We start from the raw sequence: 14,830 nt of genomic DNA on the forward strand, positions 1-14,830 counted from the left end.
GCATTCCCGCCCCGCATTAAGAAAAATTGTGGTTGCGGCGGCATGCAAACGCTGCGGATGGTCAGCCAGGTCGCGGTCGAGGATACTGTCCTCGGTGCGCAGGCCGATGCGGTGGGCGGTATTGATTTGCGGTTCCACCAGCCGCATTAGTTCATCGGTTGCCCGCTCGGGGGCGCGCTCAAACCCGAACGACAAGGAGTGGCCGTAACGGCGCAGGTAGCCATTGAGGCGGATGCGCAGGTTCTCAATCAATTCAAGCGGTCCAAACTGGTCGAGTCCAGTGAAAGTGCAGGGGGTAAAAAGGACTAAATTACACCAGAAACGAAAAAGCCGGCTTCGCAATGAACCGGCTTTCCTGTAACTGCTTGATTTTGCAGTGAAACTTTGGTGGGAAGCACAAGTTTCGAATTTGGACTGGTGGCAACGTCAAAACATCATGGATGCCGTCTGCGCAGGGAAGGTAATGTAGCGACTACCGCTTCACTGCGCTGACGTACGCTGGGAGCATTGGTTATTGCCCCAAGTTTGCCCCAAATTCCGGGGTGACAGGCGTTTTGAACCTTGCAGTGTGAATGCTGTTGAGGGGTATTTTTTGCAGCCGTCTCCCTATGGGGAAGGGTGCCAGATGGCCAGAAAACGGCACGGCATGGCGGTAAATTAAACCGGAATTTGCACCAGGCTGAGTGTGGACGCGATGAGCGCCATGGCGCGGATTGCGGAGGACTGCGCCAGCCCGCTCCTAGTCGCCTGGATGCCGCGGGAAAGCCTGGATCCGGGCGCCGATGACAGGGCCTCCATCGAGGTCTGGCTGAAGACCATCGCCGGCAACAGCTCCAACGGGGCGCGGGAGACTATCAACACCTACTGCTACCAACTGGCCAAGCTGCGCTGGTACTGCGAGCGCCTGGCCGGCCTGCCGCCGGGGTGCTGGAGCATGTAGCGTGTCAGCGCCTTTGAAAGTTGCCTGGCCAAGCTGCCGCCGCACGCGCTGTGTGAGAAATGCGGTAAGCGGATTTTCGGTCCGGAGGATGGTGGGCATACGCGGTACCGCAAGCGGCCGGCAGCTAGTCCGCCATCCTGCGTTTCATCCATTCCATCATCAGCGCCCTGCACGGCACCGGCTATCTGCCGGTCATCGCCACGGCCGCATTGACGGAACTGGCGCCTGACAATGACGGTATATCAAATAGGTATATCTAAAACGAATATTGTGAATTGATTGGGCAAAAACAGCATGCCAAACTCTGCGCAAAAGATTGAAGGCGCTGCGTATGGGGGCTGCGGTATGGCGACTTGTGTATTGTGGTTTCTTGTTAACTGCTCCCGCCTCAGTAATCCATCCATATTAATTAGAAGGAGTCCCAACCTTGTGCGACCGCAACTTTTGGCCGCTCTTCATTGCCGCAATAACCTGCCTTCCCGTCGGCATCGCCATCGCTGCGACCGGATCCCCCAACGTTCAGCGCATCGAATTGAAGGGAGACGCCGGCGGAAAACGCTTTGATGGCATCGGCATTGTGGACGGGGGAGGCGCCACCTCCGTGCTGTTGAAGGATTATCCGGAGCCACAGCGCAGCCAGATCCTGGACTTGATGTATAAGCCAAAGTTTGGTGCTTCGGTCAGCGCCCTGTTGGTTGAGATCCCCGGTGACGGCAATTCGACGCAAGGTTCTATGCCCAGCCATATGCATACCCGGGACGACCTCGATTACACGCGTGGCTATACGTGGTGGGTGATGCGCGAAGCGAAGAAGCGCAATCCCGCGCTGACCTTGGATGGCACCGCCTGGAGTGGTCCGGGCTGGCTTGGCGACAAGGGTAACGGCTTCTCGCCAAGCGGTGGCAAGGGGGAGTTCTTCTCGACGGACGCGGCGGATTATTATGTAAGCTGGCTCAAGGGTTTGCGCGAGGTGTATGGCCTGGAGTTCGACGCTATCGGCAGCCGCAATGAAAAGGGCGTCAGCTATGATTTCGTGAAAACACTGCGCGCCCGGCTTGATGCCCACGGCTACGGCAAGGTGAAGATCCACAGCTTTGACAATTGGCATGATGAATCGAAGTTTGATTTCGTCAAAGACATGCCGAACGACAAAGATCTGCGCGACGCCATCGACATCGTCAGTGCTCACGTCAACGTCCTCGACAAGTCCAGGGTCCCGCCGGAGGTGCGGGAATCAGCGGGAAAAATGGGCAAGCCCTTGTGGAATACCGAGGGGCATGTGTACATCGCGGGCTATGACGGAGCGATTGGCGTGGTTCGCGCCTTTAACGAAAACTACGTCCATAATGGCATTACCAAGATCGTCAACTGGTACGGTATTGCTGGGGTGTATACAGCGGAACCCTACGCTGGTGATAAGGAATCCGCGATCCGCGCGAACTGGCCATGGAGCGGGCACTATCGTTTGAATCCGCACCTATGGGCTTATGCACATTATGGCCAGTTCACCGAGGCCGGCTGGACATATCTAAACGGCGGCTGCGGAGAACTCGACGGCGGCGGCACCTTTGTGACGTTGAAATCTCCAGGCAAGGACTACAGCGTCATCATCGAAACCAGGGAGGCAAAGGCACCGCAACAGCTTCAGTTCAAGGTGGGCAAAGGCTTGTCCGCGCGGGACGTCTCGGTCTGGCGCAGCAACGTACAGGAACAGTTTGTCCGCATGGCCGATATCCACCCACGGGACGGTGTGGTCACGCTGACATTGGATCCGAATTCCATCTACTCGCTGACCACTACTCGTGGTCAGCAAAAAGGCGCATTCCCCGACGTGCCCACGTTGCAGGCCTTCCCGTTCCCTTACCGTGAGACTTTCGATCAGTACACGCAGCCCCAGGAATGGGGCCATTTGCCGCGCTATTTCGCGGACATCGCGGGCGCCTTTGAACTGGCGTCCTGTCCGGGAGGCCAGGGCCGATGCATGCGCCAGGCGGTTCCCGTCGCCACCCATTCCTGGGCGCCCGACTGGAATCCCTACACCATTATCGGCGACGACCAGTGGGCCGACTACGAGGTCGGTGCCGATGTCTATCTGAACCCCGGCGAGGCGGCGGGAGTGATGGGGCGCGTCAATCATGTGGGGTCCGGATACGGATTCATCCCGAAGGGCTACTTCCTGCAGTTGAACGACAGCGGCCGGATCGAGCTAGTTGTGGCGCGCGGCAAGGCGGACAAAAAGGCGCTGGTGGGCGATAGTGAACAGCAAGCGCTGATTAAAGCGCAAAACGACGCCAGCGAGGGCGGCGAGAAGGTACTGGCATCCGCGCAGGTTGCGGGAGCGGGTGCGAACCGCTGGCACAACTTGATGCTGCGATTCAAGGGGGCCGAGATCACGGGCTTGGTGGACGGCAAACCAGTGGTCAGCTCGACGGATGGCTTGTACGGAAAAGGAATGGCGGGCGTGATCGCGGGCGCGAGCGGGAAAAAGTTCAGTATGCCGTATTTCGACAATGTGACGGTCAACCGGATCGACGGACCGGCGCCAGCACCTTCAATTGCATTGCCGGGACAGGGACCGATCTATCGAGTCTCGAAATAATCTTAAAGAGAAACAGAAACAATGGAACGCAGAGCATTTTTAAAGTCAGCCGGCGCCGCGGGTGCGCTAGGCACGGCAATCGGGCCGGTGGCCGCGCAGCAGCAAAGCGGGGAGGCCGGCGCCGGCATATCCATTTTGTCCAGCGCTTCATTCAAGCTGGGGTTTGAACCGTCATCCGGCAGTATGCTTTCCATCGCGCATCCGCAAGACAACGCCCGCATGAGCTGGATTGGCGGCCCGGCCAACGCGCCGTGGCAAACGCGCTCGCTGCAATGGGGGCTTGGATTCGCTGACCTCGGCAAGTCGGTGATGCACCGGGGCCGCTGGGAGACGGCGGCCGGGTTCTTGGTGGACGCCGCCAAGCGGCAGGCGCGCAGCGTCTACCGGGTGGGCGCGCTGGAAGTGGTGGTCACGCGCACGTTGAAGGAGGACGCGCTGGAGGAACGCTACCAGTTCAGCAACCTGGGCGCCGATGTCTTGCCGATGGCGGGCTCCAGGCACGCGCTGGCTATCGCCACGCCGTTCAACGATCACTACACCGACTCGCACGATGTGATGGAGAATCGCTGTCACGCGCACATCTGGACGGGTGGCACATCATCGTGGGTGGCCATGCAGCGCATGGGGGGGCGCGCACCGCATCTGGGACTGGTGCTGACCGAGGGCTCCCTTGCTTTTTACAGCGTGTGGGGACGGGACGAGGTGGTCAGCTCCAACACCCGTGGCAACTTCATGCTGCATCCGGAAATCCGCGACCTCCAGCCAGGCGAGACGCGCGCCGTGGCCTGGACCATGTTCTGGCACGGAGGCTGGGACGATTTCTTCGCGCAGTGCGCCGCTCGTTCGACGGTCTTCGTGCAAATGGAGGCCTCGCACTACACGGCCTATGTGGGCGAATCGGTGCGGTTGTCGGTGCGGGGCAGGAACCTGAAGGCGGCGGCGCTGAAACACAAGGACGTGGAACTGCCGCTGACGCGCGCCGGCTCCGCGCTGCAGGCGTCGTTCAAGGCCGACATCGTGGGCGAGCGGGTGCTGCAACTGACCACGACTGCTGGCACGAAGACGCCGATCGTGCTGAACGTGGTGCCGGCGCTGGACCAGTTGATCGCCGCGCGCTTGAAATTCATCGTCGAACGCCAGCAGGTCAACACGCCGGGCGACCCGGCGGAGGGCGCTTTCGTCGTATACGACAACGAGACCGAGTCGCAGGTGCGCAGGGACAAGGTGGCGGCGCGCGACCGCAACGAAGGACGCGAACGCCTCGCCATGGGGGTGCTGCTGGCGCGCTGGCTGCGCACGCAGCCTGAACAGGACCCAGCCCTCATGACCGCGCTGCACCGCTATGTGGAATTTGTCTCCACGCGCCTGCAGCGGCCCGACGGCTATGTGCTGGACGCCGTCGGCAGCCCGATCGAACGCCTGTACAACTGGCCCTGGGTGGCGCAGCTGCACCTCGAGCATGCGCGGCTCACCGGCGCGGAGGCATCGTGGCAGGCCTTCGTCCGTACCATCGAGAGTTACTATGCACTGGGCGGGGAAAAGTTCTACGCTATTGGCATACCGGTCTATGACGGGCTGACCGCCCTCAGGAAGGCGGGCCGCATGGCGGACCATGCCAGGGTGCTGCCGTTGTTCGAAAGGCACGCGCGCAGGATCGAGGAAATCGGTTCGCGTTATCCGGAGATGGAAGTGAACTACGAGCAGTCCATCGTCGGGCCGGCCGCCGTGCTCCTGCTGGAGCTGCATAGGGCCACCGGCGACACGCGCTGGCTGAACGCCGCCAAGCCCCACTTGGCCTTGCTGGAACTGTTTAACGGCCGCCAGCCGGACCACCGCATGAACGACGTGGCGATCCGCCACTGGGACGGTTACTGGTTTGGTAAACGGCTGCTGTTCGGCGACACCTTCCCGCACTATTGGAGCACGATCACGGCCATCGCCTTCCATCACTACGCCCGGGCTGGCGGTGGCAAGGCGTATGCGCAGCGGGCCGAAGGCATCATTCGCAACAACCTGTCGCTGTTCCAGGCGGACGGGCGCGCGTCCGCCGCGTATGTGTATCCACTGTCCGTCAACGGCCTGTACGCGCGCGTTGCCGATCCCTATGCCAACGACCAGGACTGGGCCTTGGTGCACGCGCTGCAGATGCGGGATTCATGATTCGTTTGCCGGGTGTCGCCTCGGTTTTGTGCCGCATGTCGCTCCCGGCGCGTCCTGCGGCACCTTGCCTGCACGCGGCCGGAAGTGCGGATGAGTTGATGAGGACCGAACAGCTTTGTGAAATTAGCTCGTCAGTATTCCTGCCTTGGCCTTATGCGGCGGCGGCGTTGCTGCGCCCGAGCAGCGAGTCCGGCGCCACTGCAATCCGCGCCAGTGGCAATGCCACGAACTCGGCTGCTTCCGCCGGCGTCATGCCCATGCCGCGCAGGATCGCCGCTACCATGCGCTCCGGGTAATCCGGCGCCACATCCCCTGTCGACAGCCGCAACACTGTGGTCAGCATGGTCCCGGCCATGATATCCAGCCCTTCCTCAATGGTGATGCCGCGGAACTGGCCGGTTTGCAAGCCGTCCGCGATATGCTGCGGCAGGAATTCATAAAACAGGTTATTCGGTCCCGCCGCGTGCAGTCCGGCCGCGCACACGAATCGCGCAAACAGGGGATAAGCCCTGGCCGCCTGTAAATACAGCCGCAGGCCGCAGGCGATGCGGCGCGCCGGATCGGCATAGCCGCCGACCTCCGTTTCGATCAGCCGCAGCAGTTCATTGTTGAGCGTATCGCTGAGCGCCTCCAGCAATTCTTCATTGGTCCGGAAATGGTTGTAAAACGAGCCTTGCGACACCTTTGCGGTTGCGATGACTTGCTGGATCGCGCTCGCCCCCACGCCATTTTCCGCAAACACTTGCAACGCGCTTTCAATCAGCCTCGCGCGCATGCGTTCGCGCCGCTCGATGGCCACCCGCGTGCGGTGATCGCCATTGCTTGCCTTTTCCATGCCGGTTCCTGTCGTTCGTCCTGAAGGCGAGAGTATAAGCAATACCCTGGCTGTTGTCATCCCGAGACATTTCTCACAACGAGACTCTTGTCATAGCGAGATAAATCTCACTATACTCTATCAACACCACCTGGAGACACTTCATGCAATCCTCGAACCATGGCGCAAGCCTGGCCGGCCACACAGTGCGCATAGGCAATAAACACATTCATGTCAGCGAAGCGGGCCAGGGTCCGGCCTTGCTGATGCTGCATGGGGGCGGTCCCGGCGCATCCGGCACCCCCAATTACGAACGCAACATCGGTGCGCTGGCCGCGCACTTCCGCGTCATCGTGCCGGACTTGCCCGGCTATGGCCGTTCCACCAAAGGCCTGAGCCGGACCGACCCTTTCGGCGAACTGGCCGACACCATGCATGGCCTGCTTGATGCGCTGCAGGTGCGGCGTGCCCATGCGGTTGGTAATTCGCTGGGAGGCGCGTGCGCATTGCGCATGGCGCTGGACCGTCCGGCGCGCATGGGCCGGCTGGTGTTGATGGGGCCGGGCGGTGTCGACACCACGCGTGGCTTGCCGACCAAGGGCCTGAATCACTTGCTGGATTACTACAAAGGCGAAGGGCCGACGTTGGATAAGCTGCGCACCTTCATCCGCGAAGATCTGGTGTTCGACGGCAGCCAGGTGCCGGACGCCGTCATCGAACAGCGGTTTCAGGCCAGCATCGACCCGGAAGTGGTGGCGCAGCCGCCGCTGCAACGTCCCAAAGGCATCCCGAAGTTCAGCAAGATCGATTTCACCCGCGACAGTCGACTTGCCACACTGCCCAACCCGACGCTGGTGCTGTGGGGCACAGAAGACAAGGTCAACCGTCCCAGTGGCGGCAAGTCGCTGCAGCGGCGCATGCCGAACTGCGATTTGTACCTGTTCAGCCGCACCGGCCACTGGGTGCAATGGGAACGGGCCGACGAATTCAACGCGCTGGTGACGGCGTTCATCCAACAAGACAGGAGTCCAGCATGAGCGGCACCCCAACCATCCTGATCGCCGGCGCCGGCCCGACCGGCATGTGCGCGGCCATCGAAGCGGCGCGCCGCGGTATTGCCGTGATCGTCGTGGAAGTGAAATCCGCCGATCAGCCGGCCGACGCCAAGTGCAACAGCATGGCGTCGCGCACCCTGGAAACGCTGCGCCGTTTCGGCATTGCCGACGAGGTGCGCGCGGCCGGCTTGCCGGACGATTTTCCGACCGACGTGATCTACGCCACCAGCATGAATGGTCCGGAGTTGACCCGCATCGGCATGCCGTCGCGCGATGAGCGCAGCGCGGAACCTTTTCCGAAGGATTTTCCCGATGCGCACTGGCGCACGCCGGAACCCTATGTCCGCATCAGCCAGCTATACAGCAATCCCATCATTGCAAAACGCATGCGTTCCCTGTCGGGCGTCACCGTGCATTACGACACCGAGGTCCTGGGGTATGAACAAGACGCCACCGGCGTCAGCCTGCGCGTCAGGTCCGGCGGCGTGGAATCCGTGCTGCGCGGCGATTATCTGATTGGCGCCGATGGCGGACGCAGTCCGGTACGCTACCAGATGGGTGTCAAGTTGCAGGGCGACGCAGCGCTCGCGCATACCCGCTCCAGCCTGATCCGCGCACCAGGCCTGGGCAAATTGTTTGGCGCGCGCCGCAAGGCCTGGATGAGCTGGATCGTCAACCACAAGGTGCGTGGCGTGGTGGTGGCCATCGACGGCGCGGACCTGTGGCTGGTGCATCGCACCTTGCCGCACGGTGAGCGTGATTTCGAGGCGCTGGACAAGGAGCAGTCGATCCGCGACATGCTGGGCGTGGATGGTGATTTCGCTTTTGAGATCGTGCACCATGAAGACTGGGTGGGGCGACGGCTGGTGGCCGAGCGCATGCGCGATGGTCGCGTGTTCCTGGCCGGCGATGCGGCCCACCTGTGGGTCCCGTTTGCCGGTTACGGTATGAATGCCGGTATTGCCGACGGCGTCAGCATCGCATGGCTGCTGACCAATGTGCTGCAAGGCTGGGCCGGTCCCGCCATGCTCGATGCCTATGAGGCGGAGCGCCATCCAATCACGGACCAGGTGTCGCGCCTGGCGATGCAAAGCATGGTCGAGATCATGGATACGCTGGGCAGGAACACGCCGCCTGCCGCCATGTCGTCGCGCTACAACCCGGCCGGCATTGCGATCCGCAAGGTCATGGGCGCCAAACTGCATGCCTTGAACGTACCGCAGTTCACACCGGAAGGGTTGAATTTCGGCTATTACTACGATCACTCGCCCATCATCTCGTACGACGGCGTGCCGCCACCGTCCTACAGCATGGGCTCGGTCACTCCGTCAACCGTTCCGGGCTGCCGCTTGCCGCACATCTGGCTGGCGCCTGGCGTGTCGGTGTGCGACAGGCTGGGCATGGCATACACCGTGCTGCGCTTCGAACCAGGCATCGACTTGGCGCCGCTGATGGAAGCCGCGCACGCGGCCCACATGCCGCTGGCGATGCTGGACGCGCCGCCACAGGCCGGCGATGAAGCGTTCCAGCATCCGCTGCTGGTGGTACGCCAGGATATGCATGTCGTCTGGCGCGGTCATGCGCTGCCCAATGATTGCCGCCTGCTGGTTGACCGGTTGTGCGGCAAGGTAACGGTGCTTGCATGAATACGGAGACCCGTCAAGGCGCTGCTTCGCTGTTCGGGCGGATGCGCTTGGGCTATGTGCTGGTCGAATCGCGCAAGCGCGATGACTGGCACCGCTTCGGCGAAGAGGGACTTGGAGTGCATGTCGACCGGACGGGCGATGACGCGCTGGTTTATCGAATCGACCGCCACCAGCGCCGCTTGATCGTGCGCGACGGCCCGATGGAAGACGTGGCCGCGCTGGGATGGCAACTGGATCACGACGATGCCGTGCAACTGGTGTTGCAACGCCTGCGGGCGCGCGGCATCGCAGTGGAAGCCGGTCCGCCGGAAGAGGCGGCGCTGCGCGGCGTGGCGCAATACTGGTCGTTCGCGGGGCCGAAGCGCGTACGCGTGGAATTGTTCGTGCATCCGGTGTACACCCCTGCTGCGCTGTCCATGCGTGCCAGCGGATTTGTCACCGGGGCGGGAGGCATGGGCCACGTGGCCATCACCACGCGCGAACCGGAAGCAATGCAGGCGTTCTGGCGCGAAGTGTTCGATGCGCGGCTGTCCGACCATATCGAGGAGCGGTTGAACGGTGTGCTGATGGAACTGACATTCCTGCGGGTTAACGAGCGCCACCATTCAGTGGCCACGGCAGCCACGCGCGGCGTGCGGTTCAATCCTCTGCGGACGCAGATCCACCACCTGAACCTGCAGGTCGCCAGCCTGGATGACGTGACCGAGGGTTACCGCCGCTGCCGCAAGCTCGGCTACCGCATTGCCAGCGCAATCGGACAGCATCCGAACGACCGGGAAGTGTCGTTTTATGTGGAAAGCCCGTCCGGCTTCGAACTTGAGCTGGGATGGGACCCCATCGTGGTCAACGACGCCACCGGCTGGACCCCCACCACGTACCACGGCATCAGCCTGTGGGGGCATTTCCCAGAAAGCCTGACTGCGGGCGACAAGCTGAAACAACTGGGGCGGGGGCTGCTGTCGCTCACGCAGCGTGAATACGTGGCAGGGAGAAAATCATGAACCATCAAGGAGACACGGTGGACGTGGCCATTGCAGGTCTTGGCCCCACCGGACTGATGCTGGCGCATTTGCTGGGCCGGCGCGGCTGGAAAGTGCTGGTGCTGGAACGTGAGCCGCGGTTTTACGGCAATGCGCGCGCCGTGTATACCGACGACGAATGCATGCGCATCTTCCAGTCGGCCGGAATTGCGCCGGACCTGGAGGCGGACATGCTGCTCGACACGCCGGCGCAATGGGTGTTCGCCGATGGTTCCGTGCTGGGCCAGTTCATCAGCACGAAAAAGCCCTATGGCTGGGGGACGTCGAACTTCCTGTACCAGCCGTACCTGGAAACCAAGCTGGAATCCTTGCTGGCCCGCTACCCGAACGTGCGCATCCAGCGGGGCCGCGAACTGGTGAATTTTCTGCAGCATGTCGATGGCGTCACGTTGACGCACGCCGCGACTGCCGGTTCCGCCTATGGCGCCAGCGAGTGCGCCGCCGATACCGCGCCGGCGCACCGCGACGTTGATGCGGTACGGGCGCGCTACCTGATCGGCTGCGACGGCGGGCGCAGTACCGTGCGTTCGCTGCTGGGCATTAAGCTGGCGGGCACCAGTTTCCCCAATCCATGGCTGGTGATCGACCTGCGCCTGAAGGAGGGGGAGCAGGCGTTCCGCCACATCCCGTATTTCAGTTTTTACCTGAAACCGGAGCAGCCGACCATCAGCGTGCCGCAGCCGGATGGCCATCACCGCTTTGAATTCATGCTGGTACCGGGTCAGACCAGGGAATACATGGAACACCCGGCCACTGTGCGGCGCCTGCTGGCACAGCACATCGACGTCGACAAGGTCGAGATCCTGCGCAAGCTGGTGTACACCTTCAATGCGCTGGTGGCGGAGCGCTGGCGCGACGGGCGCGTGCTGCTGGCCGGCGACGCGGCCCACATGACGCCGCAGTTCATGGGCCAGGGCATGAGCTCCGGGCTGCGCGACGCGGCGAACCTGGCATGGAAGCTCGATGCGGTGCTGCGCGGCGGCGCGGACGGCGCTTTGCTCGATACCTATGAGTCCGAACGCCGGCCGCATGCGAAGCAAATGATCGATGCATCGGTGCTGATGATGAAATTCGTTTCCCAGCGTAACCCTGCCATGGCATGGCTGCGCAATACGCTGGTGCGGGCCATGTTGCTGGCGCCGGCCTTGCGCGGCTATGTGCGCGAAGGCGGTTTCAAGCCTAAACCGGCTTTTGCGAAAGACCAATACTTCGGCTTGCCGCGGCAGCGGCGCCACGGGGCCGAAGGGCGTTTGCTGGCGCAGCCGCGGGTGCGCACGTTTGACGGCCGCCACCTGCTGCTCGATGAAGCACTGGGCGAGGGCTGGGCTTTGCTGGGCTATGGCGCCGATCCGGCGGCTCCCCTGCCGGCAGCGTTGCAGCGCAGCCTTGCCGCGCTTGGCATGCGTTACGTCACGGTGTTCGGGCTCGGCATGCGGCCACAGGGGCAAAGTATCGCGCCGGTCGCGCCGTCCGGCGTGGCCGAACTGGAAGACGTCGGCGGCGAGCTGACGGCGTGGCTGCGCGAGGCGGGCGTGAACGCCGGCCGGATTGCCATTGTCCGCCCCGACAAATACGTATACGGCATCGTGCCGCCGACGGCGCTGGCCGCCGCGATGCAACAGCTTTCTCAACAACTTTGCCGGTCTGTTCCGGCGCACAGGGTCCAACATGACGATTTTGAAAATGCCGCCTGAGGCATCAACCGAGGCTGTCGTCCAAGCCGCCGCCGCGTTGCGCGCCGCGCGTGCGCAATGCAGGCCGGTTCCACCCATTTCCGCCACGTTCGGCATTGGCGGACTGGACTGCGCCTATGCCGTGGCAGGCATCAACACGGCCCTGGCGCTGGAGCAGGGGCGAAGCATCACAGGACTGAAAGTCGGTCTGACATCGAAAGCGGTGCAACAGCAACTGGGTGTCGGCGAGCCGGATTTCGGCGTGTTGCTCGATGACATGGAGGTGCTCAATGGCGAGATAGTCCCGATGGCGCGGCTGATGCAGCCCAAGGCGGAGGCGGAGATCGCCTTCGTTGTCGGGCGGGACCTGGATACGCGGCAGCCATCGTGGGCGCAATTCCTGAATTGCCTGGAATACGCACTGCCTGCGCTTGAAATCGTCGACAGCGCGATCGCCGACTGGAAGATCACGCTGGCCGATACCGTGGCCGACAACGCATCGTGCGGCATGTATGTGCTGGGCGACCAGCCGGTGGCGCTGGGCGCGGTGCAATTGCTCGACGCCGGCATGCAGATGACGAAAAACGGCGAAACCGTGTCGGTCGGCTCGGGGGGCGCCTGCCTCGGCCATCCATTGCGCGCCGCCTACTGGCTGGCGCGCACCATGGCGGCGCGGGCAAATGGTTTAAGGGCGGGGCAGGTGATCCTGTCTGGCGCGCTGGGGCCGATGGCGCCGGTGGTGGCAGGCGATGTGCTGCAGGCGCGTATCGCAGGCGTGGGCACGGTGTCGTGCCGGATGGCGTAAGGAGACTGGAATGCATCACAAGATCAAGGCTGCCATCATTGGCAGTGGCAATATCGGCACCGACCTGATGATTAAAATTCTGCGCCATGGCGAGCGGATCGGGATCGCCGCAATGGTGGGGATCGACCCGGCATCGGACGGCTTGGCGCGGGCCGCGCGCCTGGGCGTGGCCATCACGCCGGAAGGTGTGGAGGGTCTGGTGCGCCTGCCGGAATTCGATGACATCGATATCGTGTTCGATGCCACATCCGCTGGCGCCCACGTGAGAAACGACGCCTTCCTGCGCGCCGCGAAGCCGGGCATCCGCCTGGTCGATCTGACGCCCGCAGCCATCGGCCCGTACTGCATCCCGGTGGTCAACGGCGCAGCGCATATCGGTGCCCCCAACGTCAATATGGTGACGTGCGGTGGCCAGGCCACCATCCCCATGGTGGCCGCCGTCAGCCGCGTGGCGCATGTGCATTATGCGGAAATCGTGGCCAGTATCGCCAGCAAGAGCGCCGGCCCCGGCACCCGCGCGAATATCGATGAATTCACGGAAACCACTTCGCGTGCCGTGGAAACCGTGGGCGGCGCCGCGCGCGGCAAAGCCATCATCATCCTGAATCCGGCCGAGCCGCCGCTGGTGATGCGCGACACCGTGTACACGCTGAGCGATGTGGCCGACCGCGCCGGGCTGGAACGTTCAATCGAACAGATGGCGGCGGACGTGCAATCGTACGTGCCGGGCTACCGTCTCAAGCAGCGGGTGCAGTTTGACGAGGTGCGGCATTTGCGCATTCCCGGTGTCGGCCATATCGACGCGGGACTAAAAACGTCGATATTTCTTGAAGTGGAGGGCGCCGCGCATTACCTGCCCGCCTATGCGGGCAACCTGGACATCATGACCAGTGCCGCACTGCGCATGGCGGAACGCATGGCTGAAAATATGACCGGACCTTTCGCAGGCAAGCTGGTGCAGGAAAGGAACCCATCATGAACCACGATAACGGGCGCAAGCTCACCATTTCCGACGTCACATTGCGCGACGGCAGCCACGCGATCCGCCACCAGTACAGCATCGACCAGGTGCAGCGCATTGCCCGCGCGCTGGACGAGGCGGGTGTGGATTCCATCGAAGTCGCGCACGGCGACGGGTTACAGGGCGGCAGTTTCAATTACGGCTTCGGGGCGCATACCGACGTCGAATGGATCGCCGCCGTTGCCGCCGTGACCAGGCGCGCGAAAATCGCGACCCTGCTGTTGCCTGGCATAGGCACCGTGCACGATTTAAGAGCCGCCTATGAGGCCGGCGCGCGCATCGTGCGGGTGGCCACGCATTGCACGGAAGCTGACATTTCGCGCCAGCATATCGAATATGCGCGTTCGCTTGGCATGGATGCCGCCGGCTTTCTGATGATGAGCCACATGACGACGCCGGAGCACCTGGCGCAGCAGGCCAAGCTGATGGAAAGCTATGGCGCCACCTGCTGCTACGTGGTCGATTCCGGTGGTGCGCTGACGATGAATGACGTACGTGCGCGGTTCCGCGCCTTCAAGGCGGTGCTAAAGCCGGAAACCGAGACCGGCATGCACGCGCACCACAATCTCAGTCTGGGTGTGGCTAACAGTATCGTGGCGGTGGAAGAGGGTTGCGACCGCATCGACGCCAGCCTGGCCGGCATGGGCGCGGGTGCCGGCAATGCGCCGCTGGAAGTGTTCATTGCGGCAGCGGAGCGCATGCAATGGAACCATGGCTGCAACCTGTATAGCTTGATGGATGCTGCCGACGACATCGTGCGTCCGCTGCAGGACCGGCCGGTGCGGGTAGACCGAGAGACCCTGGCGCTGGGCTACGCGGGCGTCTATAGCAGCTTCCTGCGCCACAGCGAGGCGGCGGCGGAGAAATATGGCTTGCGCACGGTCGACATCCTGGTCGAACTGGGTCGCCGCCGGATGGTGGGCGGGCAGGAAGACATGATTGTCGACGTGGCGCTGGATTTGCTGAAGCGACAGGCCGCGTAAGCATGCCGTAGTCCGTCTTACTCATCCATTTAAATTTGCCGGCGCGCCGCTTCCTGGTGGCGCGATGGCCCCTTGCATCCCTAAGAATAGCATC

General features: G+C 62.8%; 11 protein-coding genes. 10 read left to right on the forward strand and 1 reads right to left on the reverse strand.

From position 1 onward, the window contains the following. Positions 1-694: 694 nt before the first annotated feature. The 3 genes from AC1RRC_RS07185 to AC1RRC_RS07195 all read left to right on the forward strand — a co-directional run bounded on the left by AC1RRC_RS07185 (position 695) and on the right by AC1RRC_RS07195 (position 5,699). Positions 695-940 carry a hypothetical protein gene (locus AC1RRC_RS07185; protein ID WP_493054574.1) on the forward strand — a complete coding sequence of 82 codons (246 nt, stop codon included), beginning with the start codon at positions 695-697 and terminating at the stop codon, positions 938-940. Between the two features lie 427 nt (positions 941-1,367). Continuing rightward, positions 1,368-3,539: a 3-keto-alpha-glucoside-1,2-lyase-like domain-containing protein gene (locus tag AC1RRC_RS07190; RefSeq protein WP_493054575.1), complete on the forward strand. Its 2,172-nt coding sequence runs from the start codon at positions 1,368-1,370 to the stop codon at positions 3,537-3,539. Positions 3,540-3,674: 135 nt separating this feature from the next. Then, positions 3,675-5,699 (forward strand): glycoside hydrolase family protein, encoded by a 2,025-nt coding sequence (locus AC1RRC_RS07195; protein WP_493054576.1) that lies wholly within the window; start codon positions 3,675-3,677, stop codon positions 5,697-5,699. Positions 5,700-5,850: 151 nt separating this feature from the next. Here the strand turns inward: AC1RRC_RS07195 and AC1RRC_RS07200 are convergent, their stop codons facing one another. Next, a complete protein-coding gene (locus AC1RRC_RS07200) occupies positions 5,851-6,534 on the reverse strand; it encodes a TetR/AcrR family transcriptional regulator (RefSeq protein WP_493054577.1) in 684 nt (227 codons plus the stop codon). A 143-nt stretch (positions 6,535-6,677) separates the two neighbouring features. Between AC1RRC_RS07200 and AC1RRC_RS07205 the strand changes: the two genes are divergently transcribed. From AC1RRC_RS07205 to dmpG, 7 genes are read left to right on the forward strand one after another with little or no spacing between them, the layout of a single operon-like run. Next, positions 6,678-7,550 carry an alpha/beta fold hydrolase gene (locus AC1RRC_RS07205; protein ID WP_493054578.1) on the forward strand — a complete coding sequence of 291 codons (873 nt, stop codon included), beginning with the start codon at positions 6,678-6,680 and terminating at the stop codon, positions 7,548-7,550. Then, complete coding sequence (locus tag AC1RRC_RS07210; RefSeq protein WP_493054579.1) at positions 7,547-9,214, forward strand: FAD-dependent monooxygenase; 1,668 nt, start codon at positions 7,547-7,549, stop codon at positions 9,212-9,214. Before AC1RRC_RS07205 ends, AC1RRC_RS07210 begins: the two co-directional genes overlap by 4 nt. Beyond that, positions 9,211-10,215, forward strand: a complete 1,005-nt coding sequence (locus tag AC1RRC_RS07215; RefSeq protein WP_493054580.1) for a VOC family protein — start codon at positions 9,211-9,213, stop codon at positions 10,213-10,215. The genes AC1RRC_RS07210 and AC1RRC_RS07215 overlap by 4 nt, the downstream gene beginning before the upstream one ends. After that, on the forward strand, positions 10,212-11,948 hold the full coding sequence (gene mhpA / locus AC1RRC_RS07220; protein WP_493054581.1) for a bifunctional 3-(3-hydroxy-phenyl)propionate/3-hydroxycinnamic acid hydroxylase MhpA: 1,737 nt from the start codon (positions 10,212-10,214) through the stop codon (positions 11,946-11,948). The genes AC1RRC_RS07215 and mhpA overlap by 4 nt, the downstream gene beginning before the upstream one ends. Beyond that, on the forward strand, positions 11,923-12,732 hold the full coding sequence (locus tag AC1RRC_RS07225; RefSeq protein WP_493054582.1) for a 2-keto-4-pentenoate hydratase: 810 nt from the start codon (positions 11,923-11,925) through the stop codon (positions 12,730-12,732). Before mhpA ends, AC1RRC_RS07225 begins: the two co-directional genes overlap by 26 nt. A 10-nt stretch (positions 12,733-12,742) precedes the next feature. Beyond that, positions 12,743-13,711, forward strand: a complete 969-nt coding sequence (locus AC1RRC_RS07230; protein WP_493054583.1) for an acetaldehyde dehydrogenase (acetylating) — start codon at positions 12,743-12,745, stop codon at positions 13,709-13,711. Next, positions 13,708-14,736: a 4-hydroxy-2-oxovalerate aldolase gene (gene dmpG / locus AC1RRC_RS07235; RefSeq protein ID WP_493054584.1), complete on the forward strand. Its 1,029-nt coding sequence runs from the start codon at positions 13,708-13,710 to the stop codon at positions 14,734-14,736. The genes AC1RRC_RS07230 and dmpG overlap by 4 nt, the downstream gene beginning before the upstream one ends. The last annotated feature ends 94 nt before the right edge of the window (positions 14,737-14,830 follow it).

This window comes from Pseudoduganella sp. GW821-FHT12E03 (assembly GCF_058807115.1).

What these genes read in the sequence shown, in the direction of transcription:
- AC1RRC_RS07225 (WP_493054582.1), top strand. Translation starts at nt 11,923, where the DNA reads ATGACGATTTTGAAAATGCCGCCTGAGGCATCAACCGAGGCTGTCGTC.
- dmpG (WP_493054584.1), top strand. Translation starts at nt 13,708, where the DNA reads ATGAACCACGATAACGGGCGCAAGCTCACCATTTCCGACGTCACATTG.
- AC1RRC_RS07230 (WP_493054583.1), top strand. Translation starts at nt 12,743, where the DNA reads ATGCATCACAAGATCAAGGCTGCCATCATTGGCAGTGGCAATATCGGC.
- AC1RRC_RS07185 (WP_493054574.1), top strand. Translation starts at nt 695, where the DNA reads ATGAGCGCCATGGCGCGGATTGCGGAGGACTGCGCCAGCCCGCTCCTA.
- AC1RRC_RS07215 (WP_493054580.1), top strand. Translation starts at nt 9,211, where the DNA reads ATGAATACGGAGACCCGTCAAGGCGCTGCTTCGCTGTTCGGGCGGATG.
- AC1RRC_RS07200 (WP_493054577.1), bottom strand. Translation starts at nt 6,534, where the DNA reads ATGGAAAAGGCAAGCAATGGCGATCACCGCACGCGGGTGGCCATCGAG.
- AC1RRC_RS07205 (WP_493054578.1), top strand. Translation starts at nt 6,678, where the DNA reads ATGCAATCCTCGAACCATGGCGCAAGCCTGGCCGGCCACACAGTGCGC.
- mhpA (WP_493054581.1), top strand. Translation starts at nt 10,212, where the DNA reads ATGAACCATCAAGGAGACACGGTGGACGTGGCCATTGCAGGTCTTGGC.
- AC1RRC_RS07210 (WP_493054579.1), top strand. Translation starts at nt 7,547, where the DNA reads ATGAGCGGCACCCCAACCATCCTGATCGCCGGCGCCGGCCCGACCGGC.